We start from the raw sequence: 24025 nt of genomic DNA on the forward strand, positions 1-24025 counted from the left end.
ATGGCGTCGATGACCTTTTGCCTCAAATCGAGGCTGTAGGGTTTGGGCATAGCACTTGGAGGAAAATGTCTCTGCTTATAGCTTACGTCCTAACTCACATGGCTGTAGCTATATTTGAAGCGCCATCTTTCGTTTTTGGGTGCCTAACAACGAGCAGGGTTTCTAACCAGTAATCAACATTACACATTTATCTGGCAAGAGTGATTTAAGAGCGCTAGCCTTGACTATGGGCTTAAATCAGGGGGCGGATAAGCTCCACCCTGCCCGGTATCGCCTCACGGTAGACAAGACCGGGAAGACTAGGAAGAGCATTCAATTTGACTCATCCGATGATTGAGCTGCCTGGATACCAAGTCTTAGATCAGCTGCACGTCGGGGTTAAGAGCTTAGTCTACCGCGGGCGGCGGGTGGCTGATGGCCAGACGGTGGTGATCAAGGTGTTGCGCAGTGAGCGGCCAACGCCGGACGAGCTGATGCAGTTTCGTCATCAGTTTGCGATCGCCCGCAGCCTCCACGCGCCCAACATCGTGCGGCCCTACGAGCTGCGGCCCTACCGCCAGAGCTACGCGCTGATTTTAGAAGATTTCGGCGGCATCTCCCTCAAGCAGTGGCTGGAGCAACGCCGGGATGAGGGTAGGGGCGAACTGGGGCTGCTAGAGTTTCTCGACATTGCCCAGCAGCTCGCCGATATCCTGAGGCATCTAAACGACCAGGGCATTATTCACAAAGACATCAAACCTAGCAACCTGCTGATTCATCCCCAAACCCGGCAGGTGAAGCTGACCGACTTTAGCCTCGCCTCTCGCCTGCCGCGCGAGGCAATTTTCGGACAGCGCCACAGCCTGCTAGAGGGCACCCTGGCCTACATTTCGCCTGAGCAGACCGGGCGCATCAATCGCGGCGTCGACTACCGCACCGACTACTACTCCCTCGGCATCACCCTCTACGAACTGTTGACCGGACAAGTGCCCTTCAGCGCCGACACCCTGATGGGCCTGGTGTATTGCCACATTGCCAAGGCCCCGCCGCCGCTCGCCAGCGTGAACCCGAGCGTACCGGCGGTAGTAGCGGCCATAGTGAGCCGGCTGATGGCAAAAAATCCGGAGGATCGCTACCAGAGCGCAGTGGGCCTACACCACGACCTCGAACGGTGCCGCCACCAGCTCGAGCAGACGGGGCAGATTGTTGCCTTTGCGATTGGGCAGCGCGATCGCAGCCATCGCTTTCTAATTCCCGAAAAGCTCTACGGTCGAGGGCAAGCCGTGGCGGCGGTGCTGGCCGCCTTTGAGCGCGTCAGTGCGGTTGGGTCGACCGACAGCGAGATTGTGCTGGTTGCGGGCTACTCGGGGGTGGGCAAAACGGCCGTGGTCAATGAAGTGCAGCGGCCGATCGCCCGTCAGCAGGGCTACTTCATTCAGGGTAAGTTTGATCAGTTTAAGCGCAATACCCCCTTTGCGGGCTTTTTGACCGCTCTGCAAGCGCTGATGCAGCAGTTACTCAGCGAACCTGAGGCACAGCTTCAGGCCTGGCGCACCAGCATTTTGACCGCCCTAGGCCCCAACGGCCAACTGCTGATTGACGTCATTCCTGAGCTGGGACAGATTATCGGGCCTCAGCCCCCCGTGGTAGAACTCTCCGGCCAGGCGGCACAGCATCGCTTTAATCGGCTATTTCAGAACTTTGTTCGGGTGTTTGCCGCACCTCAGCATCCCCTGGTAATGTTTTTAGACGACTTGCAGTGGGCCGATCTAGCCTCGCTTCAGCTGATGAACCTGCTGGTCGGCGACCTCCAGTGTCCTCACCTGCTGCTGATTGGGGCTTACCGCGACAACGAGGTGAGCCCGGCCCACCCGCTGATGCTGACCCTAGACACCCTGCGCCAGGGCGGGGCCACCATCAATACCATTACCCTAGAGCCGCTGTCGGCTCTGAGCATCAACCAGTTGGTGGCCGATACCCTGGTCTGTCCAGTGCTTCTGGCCCAGCCCCTGGCCAATTTGGTCTACCAAAAGACCGGCGGTAACCCGTTTTTTGCCACCCAGTTTTTGCGGGTCTTGCACCAGGAGGGCATCATCGTTTTTGACCCGGTACAGGGGGCCTGGCAGTGCGATCTGGGGCAGGCCCGCCGCGCGGCCATCAACGAGGATGTGGTGACATTTATGGCCCAGCAGCTGCAAAAGCTGGGGCCTTCCACCCAGGCCGTGCTGAAGCTGGCGGCCTGCATCGGCAACCCGTTTAATTTGGGCACGCTGGCGCTGGTGTCGGAGCTGCCCGAAACTGACGTGGCGATCGCCCTGTGGAGCGCCCTAGAACTGGGGCTAGTGCTGCCCCAAAGTGAGCTCTACACTCTGTTTTTAGAGCCGGAAGGGAGCCTAGAGCCAGCCCTGCTGCCCCTAGACCGATCGAATCTGAACTACCGATTTCTGCACGATCGCATTCAGCAGGCTGCCTATTCGCTGATTCCGGCCGATCAGCGCTCCCAGACCCATCTCACTATCGGTCGGCTGCTCTGGCACAAATCGTCCTTGGCCCAGCGCGACGAGCAGCTGTTTACCATCGTCAACCACCTCAATGAGGGGCAATCGCTGCTGACGGCCGCCGCCGAACGGGAACAGCTGGCCCAGCTTAATTTGCAGGCGGGTCGTAGAGCCAAAACGGCCACGGCCTACTCGGCAGCGCTGGACTATCTGCGCCAGGGTATTGCCCTGCTGCCAGCCAATACCTGGGGGCAGCAGTACGATCTGACCCTGACCCTGCACCAAGAGATCACCGAAGTCGCCTACCTCTGCACTGACTTTGAGCAGATGGAGCATTGGGCCGACCTCACTATTCGCCACGGCTACAACCTGCTCGATCAGCTGCCTGCCTATGAGATGCGGCTGCTGGCCGACCGCGCCCAGGGCAACTATCTGGCTGCGGTGCGCACCGGGCTACAGGTGCTGCGTGTTTTAGAAGTTGACTTTGCAGAACAGCCCACTCCGGCTGAGGTGCAGCAGGCTCTGGCCAACACCCGCCAGCTCTGGGCCGGGCAGGACCCCCTCAGTCTGCTGGCTCTGCCGAGGATGGCGGCGGTGCAGCGGCTGGCAGCCATGCAGATCATGACCAAGCTCACCGCCCCGACCTACCGGGCGCTACCGGCCCTGATGCCCATGCTGATGGCCAAGCAGGTAGAGTTTTCCATCCGCTTTGGCAACAGCCCCATCTCAATTTTTGCCTACGCGGGCTACGGCATGGCGCTCTGCAGCATGGGTGAGATCGAGCTAGGTTATGGGTTCGGCCAGCTGGCGCTGGGGCTGCTAGAGCAGCTCCAGGCCACCACTGGCGAGAGCCGAGCCGGGTATCTGGTGCACAACTTTATCTGCCACTGGCGTGACCCCCTGCGGCAAAGCCTGCCCGCCTTTGTGCAGGCCTACCAGAGTGGGCTGGCGACGGGCGATCTGGAATGTGTTGTGCTCAACGCCCAGGCCTATAGCCACTATGCCTATTTTGCCGGGCAGCCCCTGGAGGATTTGGCAGCGGAGATGGCCGCCTACCGCCAAACCCTGCGTCAGCTCAAGCAGGTGTCGCTGAAGTGTTTAGAAATTGTGCAGCAGACGGTGCTCAACCTGCTGGGGGAAGGGAACCCCTGGTGCTTGAGTGGGTCGGTATACGATGCGGAAGCGTCGGTGCGGTTTCACCTGGAGCACAGCGATCGCACCTCCCTTTTCCACTACCACTTCAATCAGACGGTGCTCTACTACCTGTTTGGGCAGATTGAGTCGGCGGCCCAGGAGTCCGATCAGGTAGCCGCTTATCTGGATGGGGGGCGGGCTCAGTTTCCCTTTGCCCTCTACGCCTTCTACGATGCCCTGATCCAGCTAGCGCTTTGGGACCAGACCGCTGCTGACCACGCCACCCGATGGCCGCGCATTCAGCAGCAGCAGGAAAAGCTGACCCAGTGGGCCGACTCTGCGCCCAGCAACCACCGCCACCGCTGGCAGCTGGTTGAGGCTGAAATTGCCCGAATCGAAGGCCGCTACCTGGAGGCGATGGAGGCCTACGATGGGGCGATCGCCACCGCCAAAACCCACGGGTTTATTCAGGATGAAGGACTGGCGAACGAACTGGCGGCTCGGTTTTACCTGGCCTGGGGGCGAGCCAACCTAGCCCAGCCCTACCTGCGTGCGGCCTACCACGCCTACGCCCACTGGGGGGCAAAGGCCAAAACTCAACAGCTCGAAGCCCTCTACCCCGAGGTGTTGCAGGCGACGGCGGGGCTGCCCGCGCCGGGGGTGCTCAGCGCCAGCGATGAGATCAGCAGTTGCACTAGCGATACCGCCGCCCTTGATTTGGCCGCCGTGGTTCAGGCGTCCCAGGCTATCTCCCAGGAGCTGCGGCCCGATTATCTGATCGTCACCCTGATGCAGCTGGTTCTAGAAAATGCCGGGGCCGAGCGCGGAGCCTTAATTTTGCGCCAGGCCGATCAGCTCGTGGTGGTAGCCCAGTGCCTCAGCGGCGAAACCTGCCGGGTGGATCTGGTGCCCCTGCAAACCAGCCGCCGCCTGCCGGTGAGCCTGATTCACTTTGTCGATCGCACGGCTGCCCCTCTGGTGATTGACGACATGCGAGTTGAGCCGCGCTTTGCCGCCGATCCTTACCTGGTGCACCATTCCCCCAAATCGGTGTTGGGGCTGCCGCTAATTCAAAAAAACCAGACGATGGGCGTGCTTTACCTGGAGAATAGTCTAACTACGGGAGCGTTTACCCGCGATCGCATCCAGGTGTTAGACATTCTCTGTGCCCAGGCGGCCATTTCCTTTGAGAATGCCAATCTCTACCAAAACCTGGAGCTGAGCAACCGCACGCTACAGCAGTCGCTCGAGAATTTGCAAAAAACCCAGGCGCAGCTGATCCAGGCCACCGATAAGCTTCAGCATGACGCCCTCTACGACGGCCTCACCAACCTGCCCAATCGCGCCTGTTTCCTCAATCTGCTCAAACACGCCATTCAGATGAGCACCCAACACCCCAAACGGCTCTATGCGGTGCTGTTTATGGATCTCGATCGGTTCAAAAACATCAACGACAGCCTCGGCCATTTGGTCGGCGACGAGTTTCTCAAGTTGGCCAGTCAACGGCTGCAACACTGTGTAGGTGCCGCCGCCGTGGTAGCGCGGTTTGGCGGTGACGAATTTGCCATCTTGCTCGAAGATTTGCCGCACCCTGACGATGCCCTGGCGGTCGCTCAGCGCATTCAAGACCAGTTTTCGCTGGCCTTTCGGGTGAGCGATTACGAAGTCTTTTCTACCGCCAGCACGGGCATTACCTACAGCACCCTCAACTATCAGGTGGCCACCCACGTGCTGCGCGATGCCGACATTGCCCTTTACCAGGCCAAGGCCAAGGGCAGAAACCAGTACGTGGTGTTTGACCCCGCTATGCAAACCCAGATCACCCAGCGGCTCCAGCTGGAGAGTGACCTGCGGCGAGCCATTGAGGCCCAAGAATTTTGTCTCCACTACCAGCCGATCATTTCTCTAGCTACCGGTCAGGTGCGCGGATTTGAAGCCCTAGTGCGCTGGCAACACCCCACCCGAGGGCTAATTTCTCCCCTAGAGTTTATTCCAGTGGCCGAAGAAACCGGGCTGATTGGCCCCATCGGCTGGTGGGTGTTAGAAACCGCCTGTCAGCAGCTCAAGCATTGGCAGGCGAACTCCCATGCGGTGCCGCTAACCATGAATGTCAACCTGTCCGCCATGCAACTGAAGCAGCCTGAGCTGATCGAGCGTCTCGAGGCAGTGCTCCAGGCCACCCAAATTCCCCGCCATTGTCTCAAATTAGAGATTACCGAAAGCTGCATCCTCGACACCTTCACCTCCGAGGCTCAGTCGCTCAAGCACCTCAAGGCTCTGGGCGTGCGGCTCTGCATCGACGACTTCGGCACGGGCTACTCGTCCCTCAGCCGCCTGCATGAATTTCCCATCGACACCCTCAAAATTGACCGCTCCTTTGTGCAGCGCCTGAGCCCCGTGGGGCTAGACCCCCAAACCTCCTTGGAGACGGTGCAGATGATTCTCACCCTGGCCCACAGCCTGGGTATGGACGTGGTTGCTGAGGGTATTGAAACCGCCGCCGAACTCGACATTCTCAAAGCTCTAGGGTGTGAATCTGGCCAAGGCTATTGGTTTGCCCCGCCCCTAGCTACAGCGTCTGCGGCACAGTGGCTGCACCTCGGCTGAGGGAGAGTAGTAGTTTGCTAAGCTAAAGGTGACCGGTTAGTAGGGGCTCAAGGTTCAGGGTCTCAGGTGCAAGGCAGGTCGTGAACCCGACACCCAATACCCTAAACCCCGGCTGTTAGAGCCTGTCACAATCAGCTTGGTCAGGAATTAGGGGCATAGTTGAGGTGATAGTGGCCTAGGGCCATCAGCGGAAAATGGTGGCGGTAAAGGTGATAGCGAATATAGAAATGGCGGGGAAAGCCGGTGCCGGTAAACTCCTGCTCGTCCCACGTGCCCTCAGGGGTCTGAGTTTGAATCAAGTAGCGAATGCCCTTGTGAATGGCCGACTTGGCGGCGGCACTAGAACTATCGGCGTCGATTAACCCTAGCAGCGCCCAGGCCGTTTGAGAGGGCGTGCTCGGCCCCTGGCCCTTGAGAGCGGGGTCATCGTAGCTGCGGCAGGTTTCGCCCCAGCCGCCGTCGGGGTTTTGGCAGCTGACGAGCCAGTTAACCCCGCGTGCGATTGCCCCTTGACAACGCTCTGGCGCAATTAACGCTAGGGCCGATAGCGCCCCGCTGGTGCCGTAGAGGTAGTTGACACCCCAGCGGCCAAACCAGCTGCCGTCGGCCTCCTGTTCGTCGAGCAGAAAGGCTAGGCCTCGTTCGAGTCGCTGAGCGGTGAGGTCGCTGGCGTAACGGCTGGCAAGGTTGGGTTCACGGCAGAGGCGACCGTGCATCTCCAGCACTCGGGCGGTGATGTCGGCGGTGCTGGGATCGATCATGGCCTTGAGGTCGCCGTAGGGAACGGCGTTGATCCAATCCTGATCGTTGTTGATGTCGAAGGCGGCCCAGCCCCCGGTTTCGCACTGCATGGTGGCTACCCAGCGCACGGCGCGGGCGATCGCCTCTCGCTTCAGCGCCTCGTCGGGCAGGGTGACGTCTTGCAGAGCCATAGCGACCACCGCTGTGTCGTCCACATCGGGGTAGAAGCGGTTCTCAAACTCAAAGGCCCAGCCCCCCGGCTTGCCCTGGGGATTTTTCACCACCCAGTCGCCGTAGTCAAGAATTTGCTTGTCGAGCAGCCATTCGCCCGCCTGCACCAGGCTGGGGTGGTCGGGGGCGAGGCCCGAGTCGGTGAGCGATCGCATTCCCAAGGCCGTGTCCCACACGGGGGAGACGCAGGCCTGCACCCAGTAGGTGTCGTCAGTCTCCACAGCAAAGTTGTCGATCGCCTTCAATCCGCGCCGCACTACCGGGTCGTTTACGTCGTAGCCGAGGCAGCGCAGGGCCAGCATCGAGTTCAGCATGGCGGGAATAATGCCGCCCCAGTCACCGGTGGCTTCCTGCCGTTCTAGAATCCACTGCTCGGCTTTGCGAAGGCCCTCGTCGCGAAAGGGGGTGAAGTTGATGGATTCTGCAAACTTAAACGCGCCATCCAGCCAAACAAAAATATCGCTCCAATCGCCAGCTTTAGGCAGTTCCCAGCGCACGTTGGCGATGCCCTCAGCGTAGAGTTCGTCCAGGTTGACGGCGGGCTCAATGACGTAAACCGGCTTTTGGTCAAAGACAATCAGCAGCGGCACGGTGCTGCCCCGAGCCCAGCTGGAGAGTTCGTAGATGGTGAAGGGCGAGGGTGACTCTAGCAGCATCACCCAAGCGGGCAGAGAGGGCAGGCCACGCCAGTCGTAGCAGCCGATCAGCGCCAGGTGCAGCTTAGTGAAAATGCGGGTTTTGCTGATGCCGCCGCGCTTGAGAATAAAATCTTTTGCCTTTAGCAGGGCCGGATCGCTGGCGGGCACGCCCAGCACCCGCAGCGCTGTATAGGCCTCGACGGAGGTGCTGAGGTCGCCACCGTCGCCGTAGAACAGTTCCCACCCGCCGTGGTCGCGTTGGTGCGATCGCAAATAGTGCTCCGCCTTGGCCAGGGGGCGAGCACTGTCGGTGCCCCAAATCTTGTGCAGCAGAATGATTTCGGCGGTAATGGTGACGTTAGACTCTAGCTCGGCCCACCAGTAGCCGTCAGGGTGCTGTAGGGCCAGCAGGTAGTTTTGCGCAGCGGCGATTCCCTCAGGGATCGCGTCGCGAGTCGCCGAATCAAGCCCGGTTAGCTGCTGCGGTTCTTGCGTCTGCATTCACACCCCTCACGTTAGAAATCTGCGGTCAAAACGCTATGGTCACTGGGGCAGCATAATGCAAATGCTCCCGCCAGGGAAAGATCAGGGACTTGTAACTAGGCTGTGGCCCGACATGCGCAGCAATTGACTAAGCCATTTAGAAAAAGCTGCCTATTTGACAGGAAAACCCTGGCAGCAGCGGTGATTCGAGATTGTCCGTTGCCAGTAGCGTGCCAATTCGCTGGAGCTGAGCGGCTTGACGGCGGTAGACTTCAACCTGTCGCAGCCGCCAGTTGGTAATCCAATATTCCTGCACGCCCTGTTGGGAATAGAGTTTGAGCTTGGCTTCGCGGTCGCGCCGCTCGTTGGTACTGCCTTCAGAGAGCACTTCCACAATTAGCTCGGGTGCACCGCGCAGATGGCCCTCGTCATCCATTAGGGCGGCTAGGCGATCGTGGGAACCCCAAATCACATCGGGAATGACGTTGTCGGTATCGGTAAAAATTAGTCCTGGAGTAATCAGCGGCTCACCCAAACCACTCTCGTCTGAACAACTCAATAACTGAGCATAAATTCGGCCAATGGCGCGTTGGTGACCAGAATGAGGGGCGCGAGTCACGAACAGCTCTCCATCAATGATTTCATAGCGCTTCCATTCGTCGGCGGCCAAAACCTCCAGATCGGCAGCTGTCCAGCGAATTTTGGGAGTGGCCTGAGACATGGGAGCCTCCTAGAGTTGCCTTTTGCTTTAGCTTAGCGTCGTCAGCCAGCGCGATCGCCTCTATGATGCGTAAGAATTAATCGCAGACAATGGGAATGGCAATCTTAGCGTTGAGCTTGACGAGTCTGGCGCTCCTGATCTGGATTGGGATGCTGCTGTTCTGGGGGCAGTTTTGGCGCGCTGACCAGCGGCTTGATGGTGATCTGGTGCCACTGGCTGCTTGGCCCAAGATCGCGGTGGTGATTCCAGCCCGCAACGAGGCGGAGCTAATTGGGGTGGCGGTGCGATCGCACCTCAGCCAAACCTATCCCGGCAGCCTGCAAGTATTGCTGGTGGATGATCAGAGCACTGATGGCACGGCAGCGGTGGCGCAGGCAGCGGCGACTGCGGTAGACCAGTGCGATCGTCTCACGGTGCTCTCGGGCGCAGCCCTTCCCGCTGGCTGGGCTGGCAAGCTTTGGGCGATGGAGCAAGGGTTTCGCTACCTAGCGTCGCAGCCTACCCTACCCGACTACGTGCTCTTTACTGATGCCGACATTGAGCACGATGCTGCCAGCCTGCAACAGCTGGTGGCTAAGGCCGAGCGCGATCGGCTTGACTTGGTATCGCTGATGGTGCAGCTCCGCTGTGAAAGCTTTTGGGAACGGCTGCTGATTCCGGCGTTTATCTTCTTTTTTCAAATGCTCTACCCCTTCCCCTGGGTGAACAATCCTCAAAAACAGACGGCGGCAGCAGCGGGAGGTTGCGCTCTGATCCGCTTCAGCGCCCTTCAGCGCATCAACGGGCTTCAGTCCATTCGCCAGGCCCTGATTGACGACTGCGCGTTGGGAGCAGCGGTCAAGGCCAATGGCCCAATCTGGCTCGGCCTCAGCACCACCATCCACAGCCTGCGCCCCTACCCCGATCTGCACAGCATCTGGACGATGATCACCCGCAGCGCCTACACCCAGCTCAACTACTCACCGTGGCTGCTGATCGGTACGGTCTTTGGCATGCTGTTGGTCTATCCGGTCGCTCCCCTAGGGGTAGTTTTGGGAGTGATCTGGGGCGACCCTGCCCTGGCGCTGACGGGGTTGGCGGGATGGCTGCTGATGGCTCTAGCCTATTGGCCAACGCTGAAGCTCTATGGCGGCCAGCGATCGCTGGCGCTGGCGCTGCCGTTGATTGCTCTGCTCTACACGCTGATGACGTTAGATTCGGCACGGCGGCACTGGGCGGGGCAGGGCGGGGCCTGGAAGGGACGGGTTTATAGCGATCTGGGGTAGGGGTTAGCTTCGGTAGTTTACGCAAGGCGATGATCGAAGCTACTAGCTTAGGATGGTGGATATGGTTAAGTAGGGGAAATATCCTGCCACAAACTAGCTGTAATAAACCTAGATAGATGACCTATGTTTGTCGTTGCAATCACCACATCTGTAATGCCTAATGTCATAGCCTGAGCGATTAGAATCATGTCACCATCAATCGTTTTATCGCCTGCTGTCGGCTGTCCCTGCTGCCGAGCCTGTGCCCAGAGTTCAGCTCCTTGACGCATAGAAGCGGTTGTAATCGGCAAATATTCAAGCAGCTGGGACAAACTATTTAACCGTGCAAGCCCTTTCTTTTTGTTCGCCCGTAGTAGCTCACGACGAACTTCATAGTCCGCAATTTCTGGAACAATAATACGGTTTCCTGCCTTGATATGAGATTGAAGCCACTGATTACAAGCGACACCCTGAGGGGAGAACCTTGGATTAGTAATTAGCCCAATTGGGCCTGTATCTAATACGACGGCCCAATTCACCAAGTAATACCTTTCATCTCAAGCGGGAACAACTTGCGACCGGAAAGTCGATCTTCATCTAGTACCTGGAGCAAATGTTGACCTGTAGTCTGTTGATCTTCAACATCCTCATCTTCGATCCAGGACTGAAGTATGTCGACAGCTTCAGCCCCTTTCTGTTGGAGCAGAATTAATTGGGTCAGAAGTTGCAGCGTCATAGCCTCAACCGATAGACCTTTTTGCTCGGCTTCCTGTAAAAGGTACTGCTCTAGTTCAAAGGGAAGGTCCAGGATTAAGGTCATAGGTCTTTTGAGACACTTTCATTAATTAATTTTAACTCTGCTTAGCTGAAGCAGCGAATCCATTCCTGTCTCAGCCTTGAGGTTGCTAACTCGGCATCATAGGCATTGGCCATAATTATCTTTGGATCCTCTACTTTAGAAGCGGTCTTCACTGTTGAAATAGGAGCAGCGTGACCTGCTCCAGGGCTTTGAGCGCTTGGATTGAGCCGCTAATAAACTTTAGAGCCGCAATGGGGCGTTTCAAAAAGCTGCGGGCAAGAGTGTCAGCGCGAAGGCTACCGTCCGGGCCGATCGCACCCGAAATATCCGGCAAATCGTGGCTACAATCGTCGCTAATTACTCGTAGAACGGCGACTTTGGCCTGGGGCATGGCCTCCAGCAGTACGGCACTTTCCATATCGACTACATCGGCCTGGTAGCGATCGCCCAGCTGCCGTTTTTCATTGACTGTGGTGATGACGCGATCGCACGTTACCCCCTTCCCCACTGGGGCACCAAGGTGTTGGGCTAGCTCATCGGTGAGGATGCGATCGCACTGATAGCCCTTCGAACTATCCCCCTCAGCAGCATCCCAAACCTGCTCAAGCAAAATGGCGTCGCCGACCGAATGCTGGGGCGACAGGCTACCGCCCAGGCCCATCAGCAGAATCTCCTGGGTAGCGAAGCGAGAGTTGTCTTCCCAGCTTTCTAAAAAGGCCCGAAACGCCACTGGTCCCGCCGGAACGGCAACCACCGGGGGTGCATGGGGAACCGCCTTCAGGCCCCGCATCACCGCCTGATATTCGGCCCCAGCGGGCACAAGAATCACCTGAATTGGCATTAGGCTGACCGTTTAGTGAGCTTGAGCCAGCCATCTTCGAGCAGGGTGTAGAGCACCGGCACCACCACCAGACTCAGCAGGGTTGAGGTTAGCAGCCCGCCAATAATGGCTACGGCCATGGGCTGCCGCAGCTCGGCCCCCGCCCCAAAACCGAGGGCGATCGGCACCATACCCAACACCGACGAAACGGTGGTCATAAGAATGGGGCGCAGCCGCACCAAGCCCGTTTGTTTAATGGCGTCAGTGCGCTCAAGCCCGGCTCGGCGCAGTTGGTTGATGTAATCCAGCAGCAAAATCGCATTTTTGCTGAGCAATCCCAGCAAAAATAGCAGGCCCAACAGCGAGACAATGCCAAAGTCGCTGCGGGTGATCCACAGGGCCAGCGTTGCCCCAACTACCGAGAGCGGCAGTGACAAGCCCACCACCGCCGGTTCTAGCAACCGCCCAAAGGGCACTAACAGCACCAGCAGCATGCAGATCACGGCCAAAATTAGGATACGGCCAAAACTACCCAGTACTTCCCCAGCCCGGGCCGAGTCGCCCGCCAGGTCGATGCGCACACCGGGAGGCACCACCGATTCCGCAATTTCTACTACCTGGGCGGTAGCGTCGCCCAGGGCATTGCCGTCACTCAGGTTGGCGCTCACGATGGCGACCCGCTCCCCATTCTGACGGCTGATCTCTACGATCGCATCGGCGGTGTTCTCGGCTCCCGAAATGCGCACATCGGCAAAACCGGGTAGCGCTTTCATCTGGGCCTGAATTTCAGCGGCGGCGGTTTGCAGCGCCGTCAGGTCTTCGCCCACTAGGGCCACCTGGAGGGGTTTTTCGCCGCCGGTATCGACAAACTGAAGGTCTTCAACGCTGGTTTCCAAGCCCGCCCGCGTGGGCAAATCCTGGCGGAGCTGAGCCTGCACGGCGGCGGTGTCGCGATCGCGCCCCTCCCGCAGCTGAATGTATAGACTGCCCTCGTTGGGGCGCCCCCGGCCGCCTACGGTAGTCAACACCGACTCGACTTCGGGCAGCTGAGCCACCGCCGCCTCCAGGTCATCAGCCTGCTGGAGGGTCCGTTGCAGGAGCTGCGATCGCCCTGCTGCTGCTGCCGCCTCTGCTGCTGCCGCCGCCTGTGGTGCACTCAGACCCGTTGGTAGCTGTCCGGGCGGTGCTAGCTGAGCTCCACCGGGGCGCTGGGGCAGGGGCACCCGGTAGTTCAGCAAAAACTGCCCCTGGTCGAGCTGGGGAATAAACCCCTGGGGAATCAGCGGAATAATTGCAATGCCTGCGACCAGGCTGGCGATCGCCAGCCCCACCACAATCCAGGGATGGCGCAGCGACCAGGCGAGCAAGTGGCTGTACTGCCGCTCTAGCCAGGTGCTCCTCCCCGTCTCCGCTAGGAGTGCGGCAACTGCGGGATTCGCGGGCTCGGGAACAGCGGGCTCAGGAACAGCGGGCTCAGGGGTAGCGGGGGCAGCGGCCTGGGGCGAGCCAGCGGCCTTGAGCCAATACACCGCCAGCACTGGGTTCAGGGTGCGCGCCACCAGCAGCGAGAACAGCACTGCCGCCGACACCGTCAGGCCAAAGGGTTTAAAGAACTGTCCTACGGTGCCGCCCATCAGCGCCACGGGCAAAAATACAGCCACGATGGTCAGCGTCGAGACCGTCACCGTCAGCGCAATTTCGTCTGTTGCCTGCAGAACTGCCTGTTGCGGAGTCGCCCCCGCTTCCAGGTGGCGCATGATGTTTTCGACCTCAACGATCGCATCGTCGACAATGATGCCAATCACGATTGCCAGCGCCAGCAGCGTAATGGTCTCCAGGTTAAAGCCATAAATGGCCATCACGATCGCCGTGCCCAGCAGCGACAGCGGAATCGACAGCGCCGTAATCACCGTGGCCCGCCAGCTGCGCAAAAAAGCCAAAATTACCAGCACCGCCAGCACGATCGCCTCCACCAGCGCATCGATGGTAGCCTCGGTCGACGCGCGAATGAATTCAACCTGGGTGGCGGCCAGGGCAATTTCTATCTGGGGCTGCTGCTCGCGGATCTCTGCGATCGCCGTCTCAACGCGATCGACCACCTCCAGGGTGTTGGCCTCGCCCTGCTTCACCACCTGCACCGCCAGTGCCGCTTCCCCGTTAAACCGAATTAGCGTTGGCGGGTTTTGTAGCTCTGCCAAAAAACTGCCCTCACCGCTGGCGGCGGCTCGGCTGCCAGTGCCGCGCAGGTCTACCCGCAGCACCCCAGGAATATCGCGCAGCGTCGGCAAGATTTCACCTTCAACCAGTGCCGCCAGCTCAGCCGGGGGCAGCTCTTCACTGGTCAGGGCATAACTAATCGCTGTCGCCTCGTTCAAGTTGAGCGGAATAATCTCATAGTCAAACCCGGCCGCCAGATCAGTCTGGTCAATGGCCTGCTCGACTGCAGCGGTGGTCTCCTCCAGCGCGGCGTTCACCTCAAAATTTAGCCGCAGAATCGCCCGCCCCGGCGAGGTGGTTGAGTCGAGGCGAGACAACCCGGCCAACGGTTGCAGCTGGGCCTCCAATGGCACGGTGAGCTCGGCTTCTGTCTCAGCTGCCGTCTCAATGGGGGCAGTAGCGTTGACGAGCACCACCGGAAAGGTGATGTCGGGAAACAAGGCATACTTCAGAGAGCTAAACGCAAACAGCCCAGCCACCCCAATCACAATCCAGCAGAAGAGCGTCAGCCCCTTGTTGCGCAGGGCAAATCGAGAGAGATTTAATCGTTCTCGCAGCTGGTTGAGGTTGAGGCGGGGCATCACTTTAGATCGGAGAGAAACGCAGATATCATAGCTTGTTCAACCGGTTGATCAGCCCGGGCTTGGGCCTGTCGCCCGCAGCGCCGATCGCCATCCAGGCTCCCAAACTTTGGGTGCACCACCATTTGCGAGACTGCCATGAGCTTAGTTTTATTTCTCTTGCAAACCTCTGGGCCAGCCCTGGGAATTGCCCTGGTCACCGGCCTGGTGAGCGGCGGCTGTAGTGCGGCGCTGATTGCGCTGATCAGCTACACCATCGCCCAGGGGGTGACCGGGGGGGGGGTAGCGGCGGCGTTTGTGGGATTGGGCGCGATCGCCCTGACCACAGCGATGGTGTCGCGCATTTTGCTGGTGCGGTTTTCCCAGGCGGCGGTGGTGGAGCTTCAGCTCCAGCTCTGTCGCCAGATTTTAGCGGCGGAGCTGAAGTCTTTAGAGAGCCTCGGATTGCCCAGCCTGCTGGTGCTGCTAACGGAGGATATTCAGGCGATCGCCGCTGCCGCTGGGGTTTTGCCCGTTTTGATGATCAATATCGCGGGTACTATCGGCTGCATGGTCTACGTGTCATGGCTGTCGTGGCAGGTGCTGGCCCTGGTGCTGCTGATTACCCTGGTGGCTTCGTTTAGCTGCCGCTGGTTTTTGGTGGCGGGGCGGCGCGGTCTAGCCGCTGCCCGCGACCACCAGGAGCGGCTGTTTCAGCATTTCCGCAGTCTGATTGAGGGTATTAAGGAGCTGAAATTGCACTACCTGGGCCGCCAGGACTTCTTTGCGATCGACCTCCGACCCACGGCGCTTCAGGTCAAGCGCTACAACCAGCAGGGGTTGAGCTTGTTTGCTGTGCTCGACAGCTGGGGCAAGTTCATCTACTTCTTTGCGGTGGGGCTGGTGCTGTTTGCCCTGCCCAATTGGGTGGGCATTAGCCCCAACACGCGCATCGCCTACGTGCTGACGTTTACCTATCTGCTGGGGCCGATGGAAAACCTGGTGAACAAGCTGCCGCTGCTGGGCCAGGCCAGCGTGGCCCTCGATAAGCTCAAGACCCTGGGCCTGAGTATTGATGCCGCGATCGCTGCCGCTACCGTGCCACCTATCGATCCAGACTGGCAGCGGTTAGAACTCAAGGGCGTGACCCACAGCTATCGCACCGATCAAGAGGGCACCGAATTTACCCTGGGGCCGGTGAATCTAACTGTGCACCCCGGTGAACTAATTTTCATTATTGGCGGCAACGGCAGCGGTAAATCGACCTTGGCGAAAGTGCTCACTGGCCTTTACCGCCCGCAAGCGGGGACGATTTGGCTCGATCAGCAGCCCATTGATGAGCAGAATCAGGAGTGGTACCGGCAACATTTCTCAGCAGTGTTTGCCGATTTTTACCTATTTGATCGGCTGCTGGGGCTGAGTGGCGAGGCCGACGATAGCAAAGCCCAAGACTATCTAAAAAAGCTACAGCTCAGCCACAAGGTGAGCATCGACCAGGGCCGATTTTCGACGGTGAATCTATCTCAGGGGCAGCGCAAACGCCTGGCTCTGCTCAGCGCTTATATGGAAAACCGGCCTATTTATCTATTTGATGAGTGGGCTGCCGATCAAGATCCAGCTTTTAAGCAGGTGTTTTATACCCAGTTTCTGCCCGACCTTAAGGCCCAGGGGAAGACGGTTTTCGTGATCAGCCACGACGACCACTATTTTTATGTGGGCGATCGCATCCTCAAGCTCAACTACGGTCAGATCGAGTTCGAGCAGAGCCCCACATCTGCAAAGCTAGGCGTTATTCAGTCAGGCGGTATGACAGAGTAACACCGCACAACTGTTGAAGATCAGGCGAGGACTTCATTAATAGGAATGCTTATGGTTGGCTGATCTGAAGTGCGATCGCAGCAAGTCTATCTTTTCTAGGAGTACTATATCGGTAAAGCATTTCCACTCCGGATATAACTATAGGCAGTTCGCAAAGCGTTCACACTAGCTCAATCAGGACGAAGTCTAGCAAAATATCGCTGCCGCATTTCCGCCGAAGAGATGGAGTTAAGGAAAGACGACTACCGCAATTGAGTCCGCCATCATAAAAGTATTTTACGTTCACCCATTCCCTAACAGTAACGCCGATGATCTCACCCCAGCTCATTGCTACCCTCGATAAACTTCCTCCCAATCTTCAAACTGAAATTCTCCACTATGCAGAATATCTAGCAGCCAAATACACTCCTACTCCGCAGGCAGAGACTGCCCCAAAGATCTATCGCCAAGCCGGAACTATGAAAGGGATGTTCACCATGGCCGAAGACTTTGATGCGCCCCTAGAAGACCTCAAAGACTATATGTAGCTATGACGCTTTTGCTCGATACCCATACACTCATCTGGTTTCTCGATAACGATATCCGGCTTCCAGCTAGCACTCGCCGCCAGATCGAGACTACACCCGCTGTCTCGGTCAGTGTTGCCTCGCTGTGGGAAATCGCCATTAAAGCCAACATTGGTAAACTCGACTTGTCTGCCCCATTTAGCAACATCGAGCCAAATATAGTCACTCTTGGCATTACTCAACTGTCCATCTCCTTCAAAGACCTAGAAATTTATCTGTCTTTACCTTTGCATCATCGCGACCCTTTCGACAGAATTCTTATTGCCCAAGCTATAAGTTATTCTCTATGTCTCGTTAGTAAAGACACTCAAATGGATGCCTACTCTATTCAACGTCTCTGGGAGTAATCCAAAAAAAGGATGGTTTTGCTAAATTGCCTGCGATCGCTCTCTTCCCAGCAAAACTTTTACCTTGAGCGGCATCTTGGCTAATGAAAAGTAAGCTTCTTTAAACCGTCTCTAGACTATAGCCCCACTGTTGAATGTAAGAATTCCAGGCATTCTCGATCGCACTAACCTTTTCAGGCTCTAGAGAATACTGGTTTTGCTGGTAGTCGTCTAGACCCGCCAAATAGGTTTCAAAATAGGGGCGCGCCGCCTCAAAATCGGGCAGCTCTAGCTGCTCAAACAGGCGCTTTAGCACCGGCAGTGGCTCGCTCTGCAAATCCTCAAAGCGCACCTCGGCAAATTGCTCTGGGGGCAGATCGGCCATATCGGTTTTCAGCGCTTCTAACAGAAACGGGTAGCTCTCTAACACCAGCGATTCAATCGGTAGCTCGCCGTAGTCTTGTAGGGCCAATTCGGGCAGCAGCCTCGTAAAATAGTGCCGCGCCGAGGGAAACACCCGGTAGGGGTTGCGGTAGATGTGAATGAACTTGGCCCCCGGCCACAACTCCCGCAGATGGCGAATGTAGCCCGTATAGACCGGATTTTTAATCAGCAGCGGCCGGTGCCCCTGGTGCACCGAGACCTTTCGCAGCAGCAGGCGATGTAGGCGTTTCCACCGCTCCACATCAGCGGGCGCACCGCCAAACACTTCCCGCCGAAAATGCGCCTCAAACTGCCGAGGAAAATACATGCCGTGGTAGTACGACTCCGCCCCCATCGTCGCCAGGGGAATGGAATCTTCCTGGGGCGAGGTGGGTGTGACCGCCACATTGTCGACGTAGCGATCTTGGGGCAGAGCCTGCTCTAGTAAGGGTTCCAGCGATCGCACAATACCCAAAATATCCCACGGCATCCCTGTTGCCAGCGGAGTGATATAGCCAAATGCTGGGCCCTGTGCCATGACATTGTGCAGGTGGGTAGTGCCCGATCGCCAGTAGCCGACAATAAAAACAGGGTCGGGCATCGGCTGCTTTTGGGCCAGGGCAAACGCCACCTGTTCTACGGTCGAAAAGGGCCAGCGGGCCAGTGACACCGCTAGGGCTAGAGCCACCTGGGGGCAGCGGTTAGCAGCAGGAAATCCATTTTCGAGCAGCAGCCTAAGCAGGGTGGGTGGGTTGCTGCCGCACAGCGGATGAAACAGGCTGGCCATGGCTGGGGCTATCGGGCTCCGGCTTTGGTTTTCATCGCCTGGGTGGCCAGGGTTTTGCCAAATTCCCAGGCGGCACCCGGCACCCGGTGGGCGTCGGCCACTACATCGGTAACGGCCTCGACAATCCAGCGGCGATCGCTCTCCTGCAGGGTCAAAGGCGGAATAAACTTGACCACATTCATGCCATAGCCCGCCACCTGCGACAAAACTCGGTGGCGGGTAAACAGCGGCACCGTAATGATCTGAGAAAACAGGCCCCGGTTGGCGGTTTCGAGCATCTTCCACGACATTTTTAGGGTCAGGCTCTTGGGTTCGCCAAACTCCAGCGCCATCATCATGCCCAAGCCCCGCACTGCTTTCAGGCACTCGTACTGGCCCACCAAAGGCTGCAAATCGGCCACAATCTGCCGCCCCATCTGGGCCGCATGGTCAATCCAGCCCTCGGTTTCGAGCACCTCTAGGGTGGCTAGACCAGCGGCCATGGCCAGGTTATTTTTGCCAAAGGTGCTGCCGTGGACCACGGCGCGATCCATGCGGTTGAACACTTTGTCGAAGATCCACGACCGACAGGCCACGGCCCCCACCGGCACAAACCCGCCTGAGAGGGCTTTGGCCATGCAGAGCAGATCGGGCTCGACGCCAAAGTGCTCGACGGCCCACCATTTGCCCGTGCGGCCCAACCCGGTCTGCACCTCGTCGGCAATGAACAGGCTGCCGTATTTGCGGCAGAGCGCCGCCGCCCCCGCTAGGTAACTAGCCTCCGGAATCCACACGCCGTGGCCCTGGATGGGCTCGGTGATAAAGGCAGCCACGTCCTTGCGAGACAGGGCCTTTTCCAGAGCGGCCAAATCCCCAAACGGCACTTCGATAAAGTCGGGCAGAAAGGGGCCGAAACCCTCACGAAAATGCGGATCCCCGGTGGCAGATAAGGATCCTAGAGTGAGGCCGTGATAACCCCCTTCGCAGTAGACAATCTTGCTGCGTCCGGTAGCGTGGCGGCTAAACTTAATCGCCGCCTCAACGCTTTCGGTGCCGGAGTTGGCGAAGAAGATGCGGTCTAGTCCCGGCGGTGTGATCTGCTGAAGCTTTTCGGCCAAGAGCCCCGACAAAACCGACACATCCAGCTGCACTAGGTTGGGCAGTTCGGCGCTCAGCACATCCTGCAACGCTTGGACGACTTTGGGATGGTTGCGCCCCAGGGCAAAGACGCCAAACCCGCTGAGCAGGTCGAGGTAGCGATCGCCCTGGTCGTCAAACAAATAAGGCCCCTCCGCGCGCACGTAGTGGCGATCGAACCCGATCGTTTTGAGTACGTTGACCATCTGCGGGTTGAGGTACTGCGCGTGCAGCGAGAAATTGTCTCGCTGCCGCTCGGCGATGCGATCGAGAATGTTCATGCACTAGCGGGGTAAAGGGGGGCGGTATGCGGTCTAACTAGACTTTAGTCATAAGTTCGACCGATTTGCCAACGCCGAGCAGCGGCGTTACGATCGCCATCACATCGGCCCGGCTGAGCTTTTCTCGGCCCTGGGCCAGGGCATCGATTGTGGCCGTAGCCAGGGCGAGGGGAATGCGGCAAAACAGCAGGGCTGGCCCCTTGGGCAGGGCTTGAGTGTAGGCATCGGCCATCTTGAGGTTGCGGCGAGCGTAGTGCTGCATGTCATCCGCCGTCCAGCCATCCGGGAAAAAGTCAACGCCGCGATCTTTGTCCTCCAAGTGGTTGCGCAAAATATTCACCGATTGCAGGCCGCGCCCAAAGCCAATTGCCTCCATTCGGCTGGTTTCGGTGCCGTCGTACCAGGCCCAGAGGTCAGACAGCATCAGCCCCACGGCCCCGGCCACGCTAAAGGTGTAGCGATCGAGATCGGCTTCGGTTTTGATCCGCCAGTTTTGCTCGGCCCAGTAGGCCATGCGATCGGCCATCGCGGCAGTGGCGTCCCAGATCCGGGGGGCGATCGTGTCGGGGGCCAGCAAGGCCCACTCGCCGATGCGCAGGGTCACCTCTTCGAGCTGTTCGCCATGACCTTCTAGCCCAGTCGCAAAATCAGCCACCGCTGAGGATTCTGTGCCCGCTTGCAAGTTGAGGCTAATTTGGCGCAGCAGCCTGATCTTGGTGCTGCCGTCTAGGGTCGGATGGTCTTCAATCTGGTCGATCGCCCGCATGCACAGGTACGCAGATGCCACCGCTTCCTGAAGCCCAGGAGGGAGTAAGCTGATCGGAATAAAGAATGTTCGGCTGGTCTCCTTCAGCAGGTCCAACGCAGATTTAATCGACGGCATTGAGCGCTCTCCTCACGTTGCTTGGGCTTTCAACCATACTGGTTGACTTTGATTCTGTAAGCTTTAACAGAGCATTAACGGTGAATCAACCCGGATGGATGGTATCTGGGGCTACTAAGCATCTAGGGTACCTGTAGTCGGTTACTTAGCCACGGGCAGAATTACCCGCATCTTACACCGTCGGCCTCAGCGGCATGCCCTGAGCCAAAACCCCTAATGAAGATCGGGGTCTAAGCGGGCACAGTATGGGGCCAAAGACAACCGTTTTTGCCAAAATGAATTACGGTAGTTGGGTATCACCATCAGGGTTCGACGCATCAGCTGCCGCCGTGACCTAGGCTACTGGCCCAGTTAACGGTTATGCTGACGAATCCTCACCAATCGAGGAGTGAAGAGACATGGCAATCAGTTTGCAGCAGGCCCTAGGCGTGGGGCAATATCTTGTCACCCAGCGCCTCAAAGGGCGCAAGCAATATCCTCTGGTGTTGATGCTAGAACCGCTGTTTCGCTGCAACTTGGCCTGCTCGGGCTGCGGCAAAATCCAGCACCCCAAAGAAATTTTGAAGCAGAACCTGTCTCCCGAAGACTGCTTTGCGGCGGCGGAAGAATGCGGTGCCCCGGTGGTTTCGATTCCCGGTGGGGAGCCGCTGCTGCACCCTCAAATTGACGAGATTGTGCAGGGCCTGGTAGCGCGCAAAAAGTTTGTCTACCTCTGCACCAACGGCCTGCTGCTCGAAAAAAGTCTCGACAAATTCACGCCCTCGCCCTACCTCTCATTCAGCGTGCACCTCGACGGCATGAAGGATCTGCACGATCGCTGCGTCGATCGCAATGGCGTCTTCGATATTGCCATCAGCGCCATCCGGGCCGCCAAAGCGCGGGGCTTCCGCGTCACCACCAACACCACCGTGTTTGAGGGCACTGATCCCCAGGAAATCCAGTCTCTGTTTGACTATCTCACCGAGCTGAAAGTAGACGGCATGATGGTGTCGCCGGGCTACAGCTATGATTGGGCCCCCAACCAGGAGCACTTCCTCAAGCGCGACCAGACCAAGGCGCTGTTTCGAGAAATCCTGGCTCCGTTTACGGCGGGCAAAAAAAAGTGGGAATTTAACCACAACCCGCTCTTTTTAGATTTCTTGACGGGGCAAAAAGACTACGACTGCACCCCCTGGGGCAGCCCCAGCTACAGCGTGCTAGGTTGGCAAAAACCCTGCTACTTGCTAAACGAAGGCCATTACGAAACCTTTCAGGAGCTCCTCGACAATACCGACTGGGAGAAGTACGGCCACAAGAGCGGCAACCCTGAATGCGCCGACTGCATGGTGCACTGCGGCTACGAGCCGACGGCGGCAGAGGCGGCCATGCAGCCGCAGAATATGCTGCGCGCTATGGGTAGCCTGTTCTAGCTAGTAGCAGAAGAGCGAACTGTATCCCCCTGAGTCGCACCGGCGGCTAGCCTTGGCCTTGGTTTAAGGCTGCTCGGCTACCTCTCGGGGCGAGCGGGTGAGCCAGAAGTGTAAGCCGCCCATGGCGATCGCCAAAGGCAGCATCAACAGGGGAATCACCCCCAGGTCCGACCGACTAGCTACCCAGCCCAGCCCGGCCGGAATCAGCGCCGCCCCTACACTGGCGGCACTGGTGGCAAAGCTCACGGCAGCGGGCACTAGAGCCGCTGGCAAGCGCTTGGGAATCAGCCAAATAATGGTGGGAAAGATGGCTGCCAGGGCAAACCCAACCAGGGGCAAGCTAATCAATGGGTTGGGCAGCTGCCACCAGCACAGCAGCCCGACCAGGAGCAACCCCAGGGACAGGGTGATAGTGCGGATAGCGCCCAGCGATCGCAGCCAGTAGCCCAGCCCAAAGCGCCCCACCGTCAGCCCCAGCCAGTAGGCGCTAACGCTGTAGCCCGCTAGCAGCGCTGGCGTTGAGCGATCCATCACCTGCACGCTGTAGGCCCAGTTGCTCAGGGAGGCCTCAATTCCCACATAGACAAACAGAAACGCTCCAAACAAAAAGACGAGGGGGGTACGCAGCGCTTGCTTTAGGTGTGCCCCCGCCGGGGACTCCTGTTCGGCAGGTGGTTTCACCAGGGAGGGGTAACGGTAGACCAAGGCGGCGAACAGGCCCACCATCAGCAGGCTGATCAGGCTGGCCAGCACGCCGTAGACCTGCCGCCAGCTCAGGCCCAGCGCTAGCAGCGTCGTCGCAATGGCCGGGCCGGAGAAGGCCCCAATGCCGTAGAAGCCGTGTAGAGCCCCGAGCAGATGGGCGCTGCGAGCATCTTGCACCATGGCCGTGTTGATGCCCGCATCGATGAAGCCAATGCCCAGCCCCAGCAGGGTGCCCGCCGCCACCATCAACAGCCAGAACGGAGCCAGGGCATAGGTGAGCAGCGCTAAGGTCAGCAAACTGGCCGCCCCCAGCAGCATGCGCCCCAGTCCCAGCCGCTGACTCACAAGGCTGCTGGTGAGGGCTGCCGTGATGTAACCGCTGATTTGACTGACAAAGAGCAGCGTGACGGTGGCTGGGGTCAGGCTGTAGGCCGTCAAGATAGAGGGCAGCAAAACCCCTAACCCTGCTTCGGCAATGCCGATGGCAATAAAGGCGTAGAAGTAAATCGCTACGCCAATCCAGAGGGGCGGCAATGGCTTTTTAGCAAGGCGCATAGACAATCCTCCAGAGATGCAGTAGGGCCAGGAGCGGCGATCGCAAGGTTTCAGGTTAGTCGGGCGCTGACGGCAACGACAACTGGGGGGATGGTAGCGATCGCCTGAGCGTCCTGGAACCATTAGGAGATTGCTGCCTTTTTTTCAGCAAAAAGCCCCACCGTCTGGGGCCGGGTAAATCGCTCCTGAGCTGAGTCACTATCTCGGCGCGAGCTGACTTCGGCCTACTTCACCCGTTTGTCTGAGCGGGTGCAAGAGTAGGCTGAAGCCAGCCCCACCGCCTCGGCCCTAATCGTCACCGAAGACGGCCACTCGGTTGCCAACGCCGACGTGATTTCTTCAGAGCAAGGCAACATCAAACGGCTGCTGGCCGACAGTGCCCTGGCGGAAGTAGCTGCGACCATCTCTACCCGGCCGAACGGCTCAGTACGTTGATGTTGAGCCGATGTTGAGCCGCTAGGGAAAGGGCTTATTAAGAGACGAA

Annotated in this window: 17 protein-coding genes; 6 read left to right on the plus strand and 11 right to left on the minus strand. The window is 58.5% G+C overall.

The genetic code is table 11. The features are described from left to right. Positions 1-317 precede the first annotated feature (317 nt). The gene (locus H6F75_RS14765) at positions 318-6218 is read left to right on the plus strand and encodes an EAL domain-containing protein (protein WP_190753236.1); all 5901 of its coding nucleotides are present in this window, start codon (positions 318-320) and stop codon (positions 6216-6218) included. Positions 6219-6358: 140 nt separating this feature from the next. Here H6F75_RS14765 and shc read toward each other — a convergent pair whose 3' ends face one another. Beyond that, positions 6359-8329, minus strand: a complete 1971-nt coding sequence (gene shc / locus H6F75_RS14770; protein WP_190753237.1) for a squalene--hopene cyclase — start codon at positions 8327-8329, stop codon at positions 6359-6361. A 139-nt stretch (positions 8330-8468) separates the two neighbouring features. Next, positions 8469-9032 carry a Uma2 family endonuclease gene (locus tag H6F75_RS14775; RefSeq protein ID WP_190753238.1) on the minus strand — a complete coding sequence of 188 codons (564 nt, stop codon included), beginning with the start codon at positions 9030-9032 and terminating at the stop codon, positions 8469-8471. Between the two features lie 95 nt (positions 9033-9127). On the opposite strand from H6F75_RS14775, the gene H6F75_RS14780 reads away from it, so the two are divergent. After that, entirely contained in the window at positions 9128-10297 is a 1170-nt protein-coding gene (locus H6F75_RS14780) for a glycosyltransferase (RefSeq protein WP_190753239.1), read from the plus strand. Between the two features lie 65 nt (positions 10298-10362). On the opposite strand, the gene H6F75_RS14785 is transcribed toward H6F75_RS14780, so the two are convergent. The 4 genes from H6F75_RS14785 to H6F75_RS14800 form a co-directional block, all read right to left on the minus strand. Then, positions 10363-10815 (minus strand): PIN domain-containing protein, encoded by a 453-nt coding sequence (locus tag H6F75_RS14785; RefSeq protein WP_190753240.1) that lies wholly within the window; start codon positions 10813-10815, stop codon positions 10363-10365. Further along, entirely contained in the window at positions 10812-11096 is a 285-nt protein-coding gene (locus H6F75_RS14790) for a hypothetical protein (protein WP_190753241.1), read from the minus strand. Before H6F75_RS14790 ends, H6F75_RS14785 begins: the two co-directional genes overlap by 4 nt. Positions 11097-11244: 148 nt before the next feature. Beyond that, entirely contained in the window at positions 11245-11916 is a 672-nt protein-coding gene (locus tag H6F75_RS14795) for a hypothetical protein (RefSeq protein WP_190753242.1), read from the minus strand. Next, positions 11916-14693 (minus strand): efflux RND transporter permease subunit, encoded by a 2778-nt coding sequence (locus tag H6F75_RS14800; protein ID WP_190753243.1) that lies wholly within the window; start codon positions 14691-14693, stop codon positions 11916-11918. Before H6F75_RS14800 ends, H6F75_RS14795 begins: the two co-directional genes overlap by 1 nt. 138 nt (positions 14694-14831) lie before the next feature. Between H6F75_RS14800 and H6F75_RS14805 the strand changes: the two genes are divergently transcribed. The 3 genes from H6F75_RS14805 (at position 14832) to H6F75_RS14815 (ending at position 17403) form a co-directional block, all read left to right on the plus strand. After that, a complete protein-coding gene (locus H6F75_RS14805; RefSeq protein WP_190753244.1) occupies positions 14832-16490 on the plus strand; it encodes a cyclic peptide export ABC transporter in 1659 nt (552 codons plus the stop codon). Positions 16491-16798: 308 nt separating this feature from the next. Beyond that, positions 16799-17017, plus strand: a complete 219-nt coding sequence (locus tag H6F75_RS14810) for a DUF2281 domain-containing protein (RefSeq protein ID WP_190753245.1) — start codon at positions 16799-16801, stop codon at positions 17015-17017. 2 nt (positions 17018-17019) lie between these two features. Beyond that, a complete protein-coding gene (locus H6F75_RS14815) occupies positions 17020-17403 on the plus strand; it encodes a type II toxin-antitoxin system VapC family toxin (RefSeq protein WP_190753246.1) in 384 nt (127 codons plus the stop codon). A 100-nt stretch (positions 17404-17503) separates the two neighbouring features. Here the strand turns inward: H6F75_RS14815 and H6F75_RS14820 are convergent, their stop codons facing one another. The 3 genes from H6F75_RS14820 to H6F75_RS14830 are packed head-to-tail and all read right to left on the minus strand — an operon-like array spanning position 17504 to position 20872. Continuing rightward, complete coding sequence (locus H6F75_RS14820; protein WP_190753247.1) at positions 17504-18592, minus strand: sulfotransferase; 1089 nt, start codon at positions 18590-18592, stop codon at positions 17504-17506. A gap of 8 nt (positions 18593-18600) precedes the next feature. After that, complete coding sequence (locus H6F75_RS14825; RefSeq protein WP_190753248.1) at positions 18601-19989, minus strand: aspartate aminotransferase family protein; 1389 nt, start codon at positions 19987-19989, stop codon at positions 18601-18603. Positions 19990-20026: 37 nt separating this feature from the next. Further along, a complete protein-coding gene (locus H6F75_RS14830) occupies positions 20027-20872 on the minus strand; it encodes a phytoene/squalene synthase family protein (RefSeq protein WP_190753249.1) in 846 nt (281 codons plus the stop codon). 398 nt (positions 20873-21270) lie between these two features. Here H6F75_RS14830 and hpnH point away from each other — a divergent pair, with 398 nt between their 5' ends. Continuing rightward, a complete protein-coding gene (hpnH, locus tag H6F75_RS14835; protein ID WP_190521168.1) occupies positions 21271-22281 on the plus strand; it encodes an adenosyl-hopene transferase HpnH in 1011 nt (336 codons plus the stop codon). Positions 22282-22344: 63 nt separating this feature from the next. On the opposite strand, the gene H6F75_RS14840 is transcribed toward hpnH, so the two are convergent. Both H6F75_RS14840 and H6F75_RS14845 read right to left on the minus strand, forming a co-directional pair. Continuing rightward, positions 22345-23541: an MFS transporter gene (locus H6F75_RS14840; RefSeq protein ID WP_190753250.1), complete on the minus strand. Its 1197-nt coding sequence runs from the start codon at positions 23539-23541 to the stop codon at positions 22345-22347. A gap of 224 nt (positions 23542-23765) precedes the next feature. Further along, positions 23766-23945, minus strand: coding sequence for a hypothetical protein (locus H6F75_RS14845; RefSeq protein ID WP_190753251.1), 180 nt, complete (start codon positions 23943-23945; stop codon positions 23766-23768). Positions 23946-24025: the final 80 nt, after the last annotated feature.

The sequence above is a fragment of the Nodosilinea sp. FACHB-131 genome (assembly GCF_014695395.1).
Taxonomy (GTDB): Bacteria; Cyanobacteriota; Cyanobacteriia; order Phormidesmidales; family Phormidesmidaceae; genus Nodosilinea.

Excerpts from the sequence above, each read along its gene's own strand:
- shc (WP_190753237.1), bottom strand. The coding sequence starts at position 8,329 with ATGCAGACGCAAGAACCGCAGCAGCTAACCGGGCTTGATTCGGCGACT.
- H6F75_RS14775 (WP_190753238.1), bottom strand. The coding sequence starts at position 9,032 with ATGTCTCAGGCCACTCCCAAAATTCGCTGGACAGCTGCCGATCTGGAG.
- H6F75_RS14780 (WP_190753239.1), top strand. The coding sequence starts at position 9,128 with ATGGCAATCTTAGCGTTGAGCTTGACGAGTCTGGCGCTCCTGATCTGG.
- H6F75_RS14790 (WP_190753241.1), bottom strand. The coding sequence starts at position 11,096 with ATGACCTTAATCCTGGACCTTCCCTTTGAACTAGAGCAGTACCTTTTA.
- H6F75_RS14795 (WP_190753242.1), bottom strand. The coding sequence starts at position 11,916 with ATGCCAATTCAGGTGATTCTTGTGCCCGCTGGGGCCGAATATCAGGCG.
- H6F75_RS14800 (WP_190753243.1), bottom strand. The coding sequence starts at position 14,693 with ATGCCCCGCCTCAACCTCAACCAGCTGCGAGAACGATTAAATCTCTCT.
- H6F75_RS14805 (WP_190753244.1), top strand. The coding sequence starts at position 14,832 with ATGAGCTTAGTTTTATTTCTCTTGCAAACCTCTGGGCCAGCCCTGGGA.
- H6F75_RS14810 (WP_190753245.1), top strand. The coding sequence starts at position 16,799 with ATGATCTCACCCCAGCTCATTGCTACCCTCGATAAACTTCCTCCCAAT.
- H6F75_RS14815 (WP_190753246.1), top strand. The coding sequence starts at position 17,020 with ATGACGCTTTTGCTCGATACCCATACACTCATCTGGTTTCTCGATAAC.
- H6F75_RS14820 (WP_190753247.1), bottom strand. The coding sequence starts at position 18,592 with ATGGCCAGCCTGTTTCATCCGCTGTGCGGCAGCAACCCACCCACCCTG.
- H6F75_RS14825 (WP_190753248.1), bottom strand. The coding sequence starts at position 19,989 with ATGAACATTCTCGATCGCATCGCCGAGCGGCAGCGAGACAATTTCTCG.
- H6F75_RS14830 (WP_190753249.1), bottom strand. The coding sequence starts at position 20,872 with ATGCCGTCGATTAAATCTGCGTTGGACCTGCTGAAGGAGACCAGCCGA.
- hpnH (WP_190521168.1), top strand. The coding sequence starts at position 21,271 with ATGGCAATCAGTTTGCAGCAGGCCCTAGGCGTGGGGCAATATCTTGTC.
- H6F75_RS14840 (WP_190753250.1), bottom strand. The coding sequence starts at position 23,541 with ATGCGCCTTGCTAAAAAGCCATTGCCGCCCCTCTGGATTGGCGTAGCG.
- H6F75_RS14845 (WP_190753251.1), bottom strand. The coding sequence starts at position 23,945 with ATGGTCGCAGCTACTTCCGCCAGGGCACTGTCGGCCAGCAGCCGTTTG.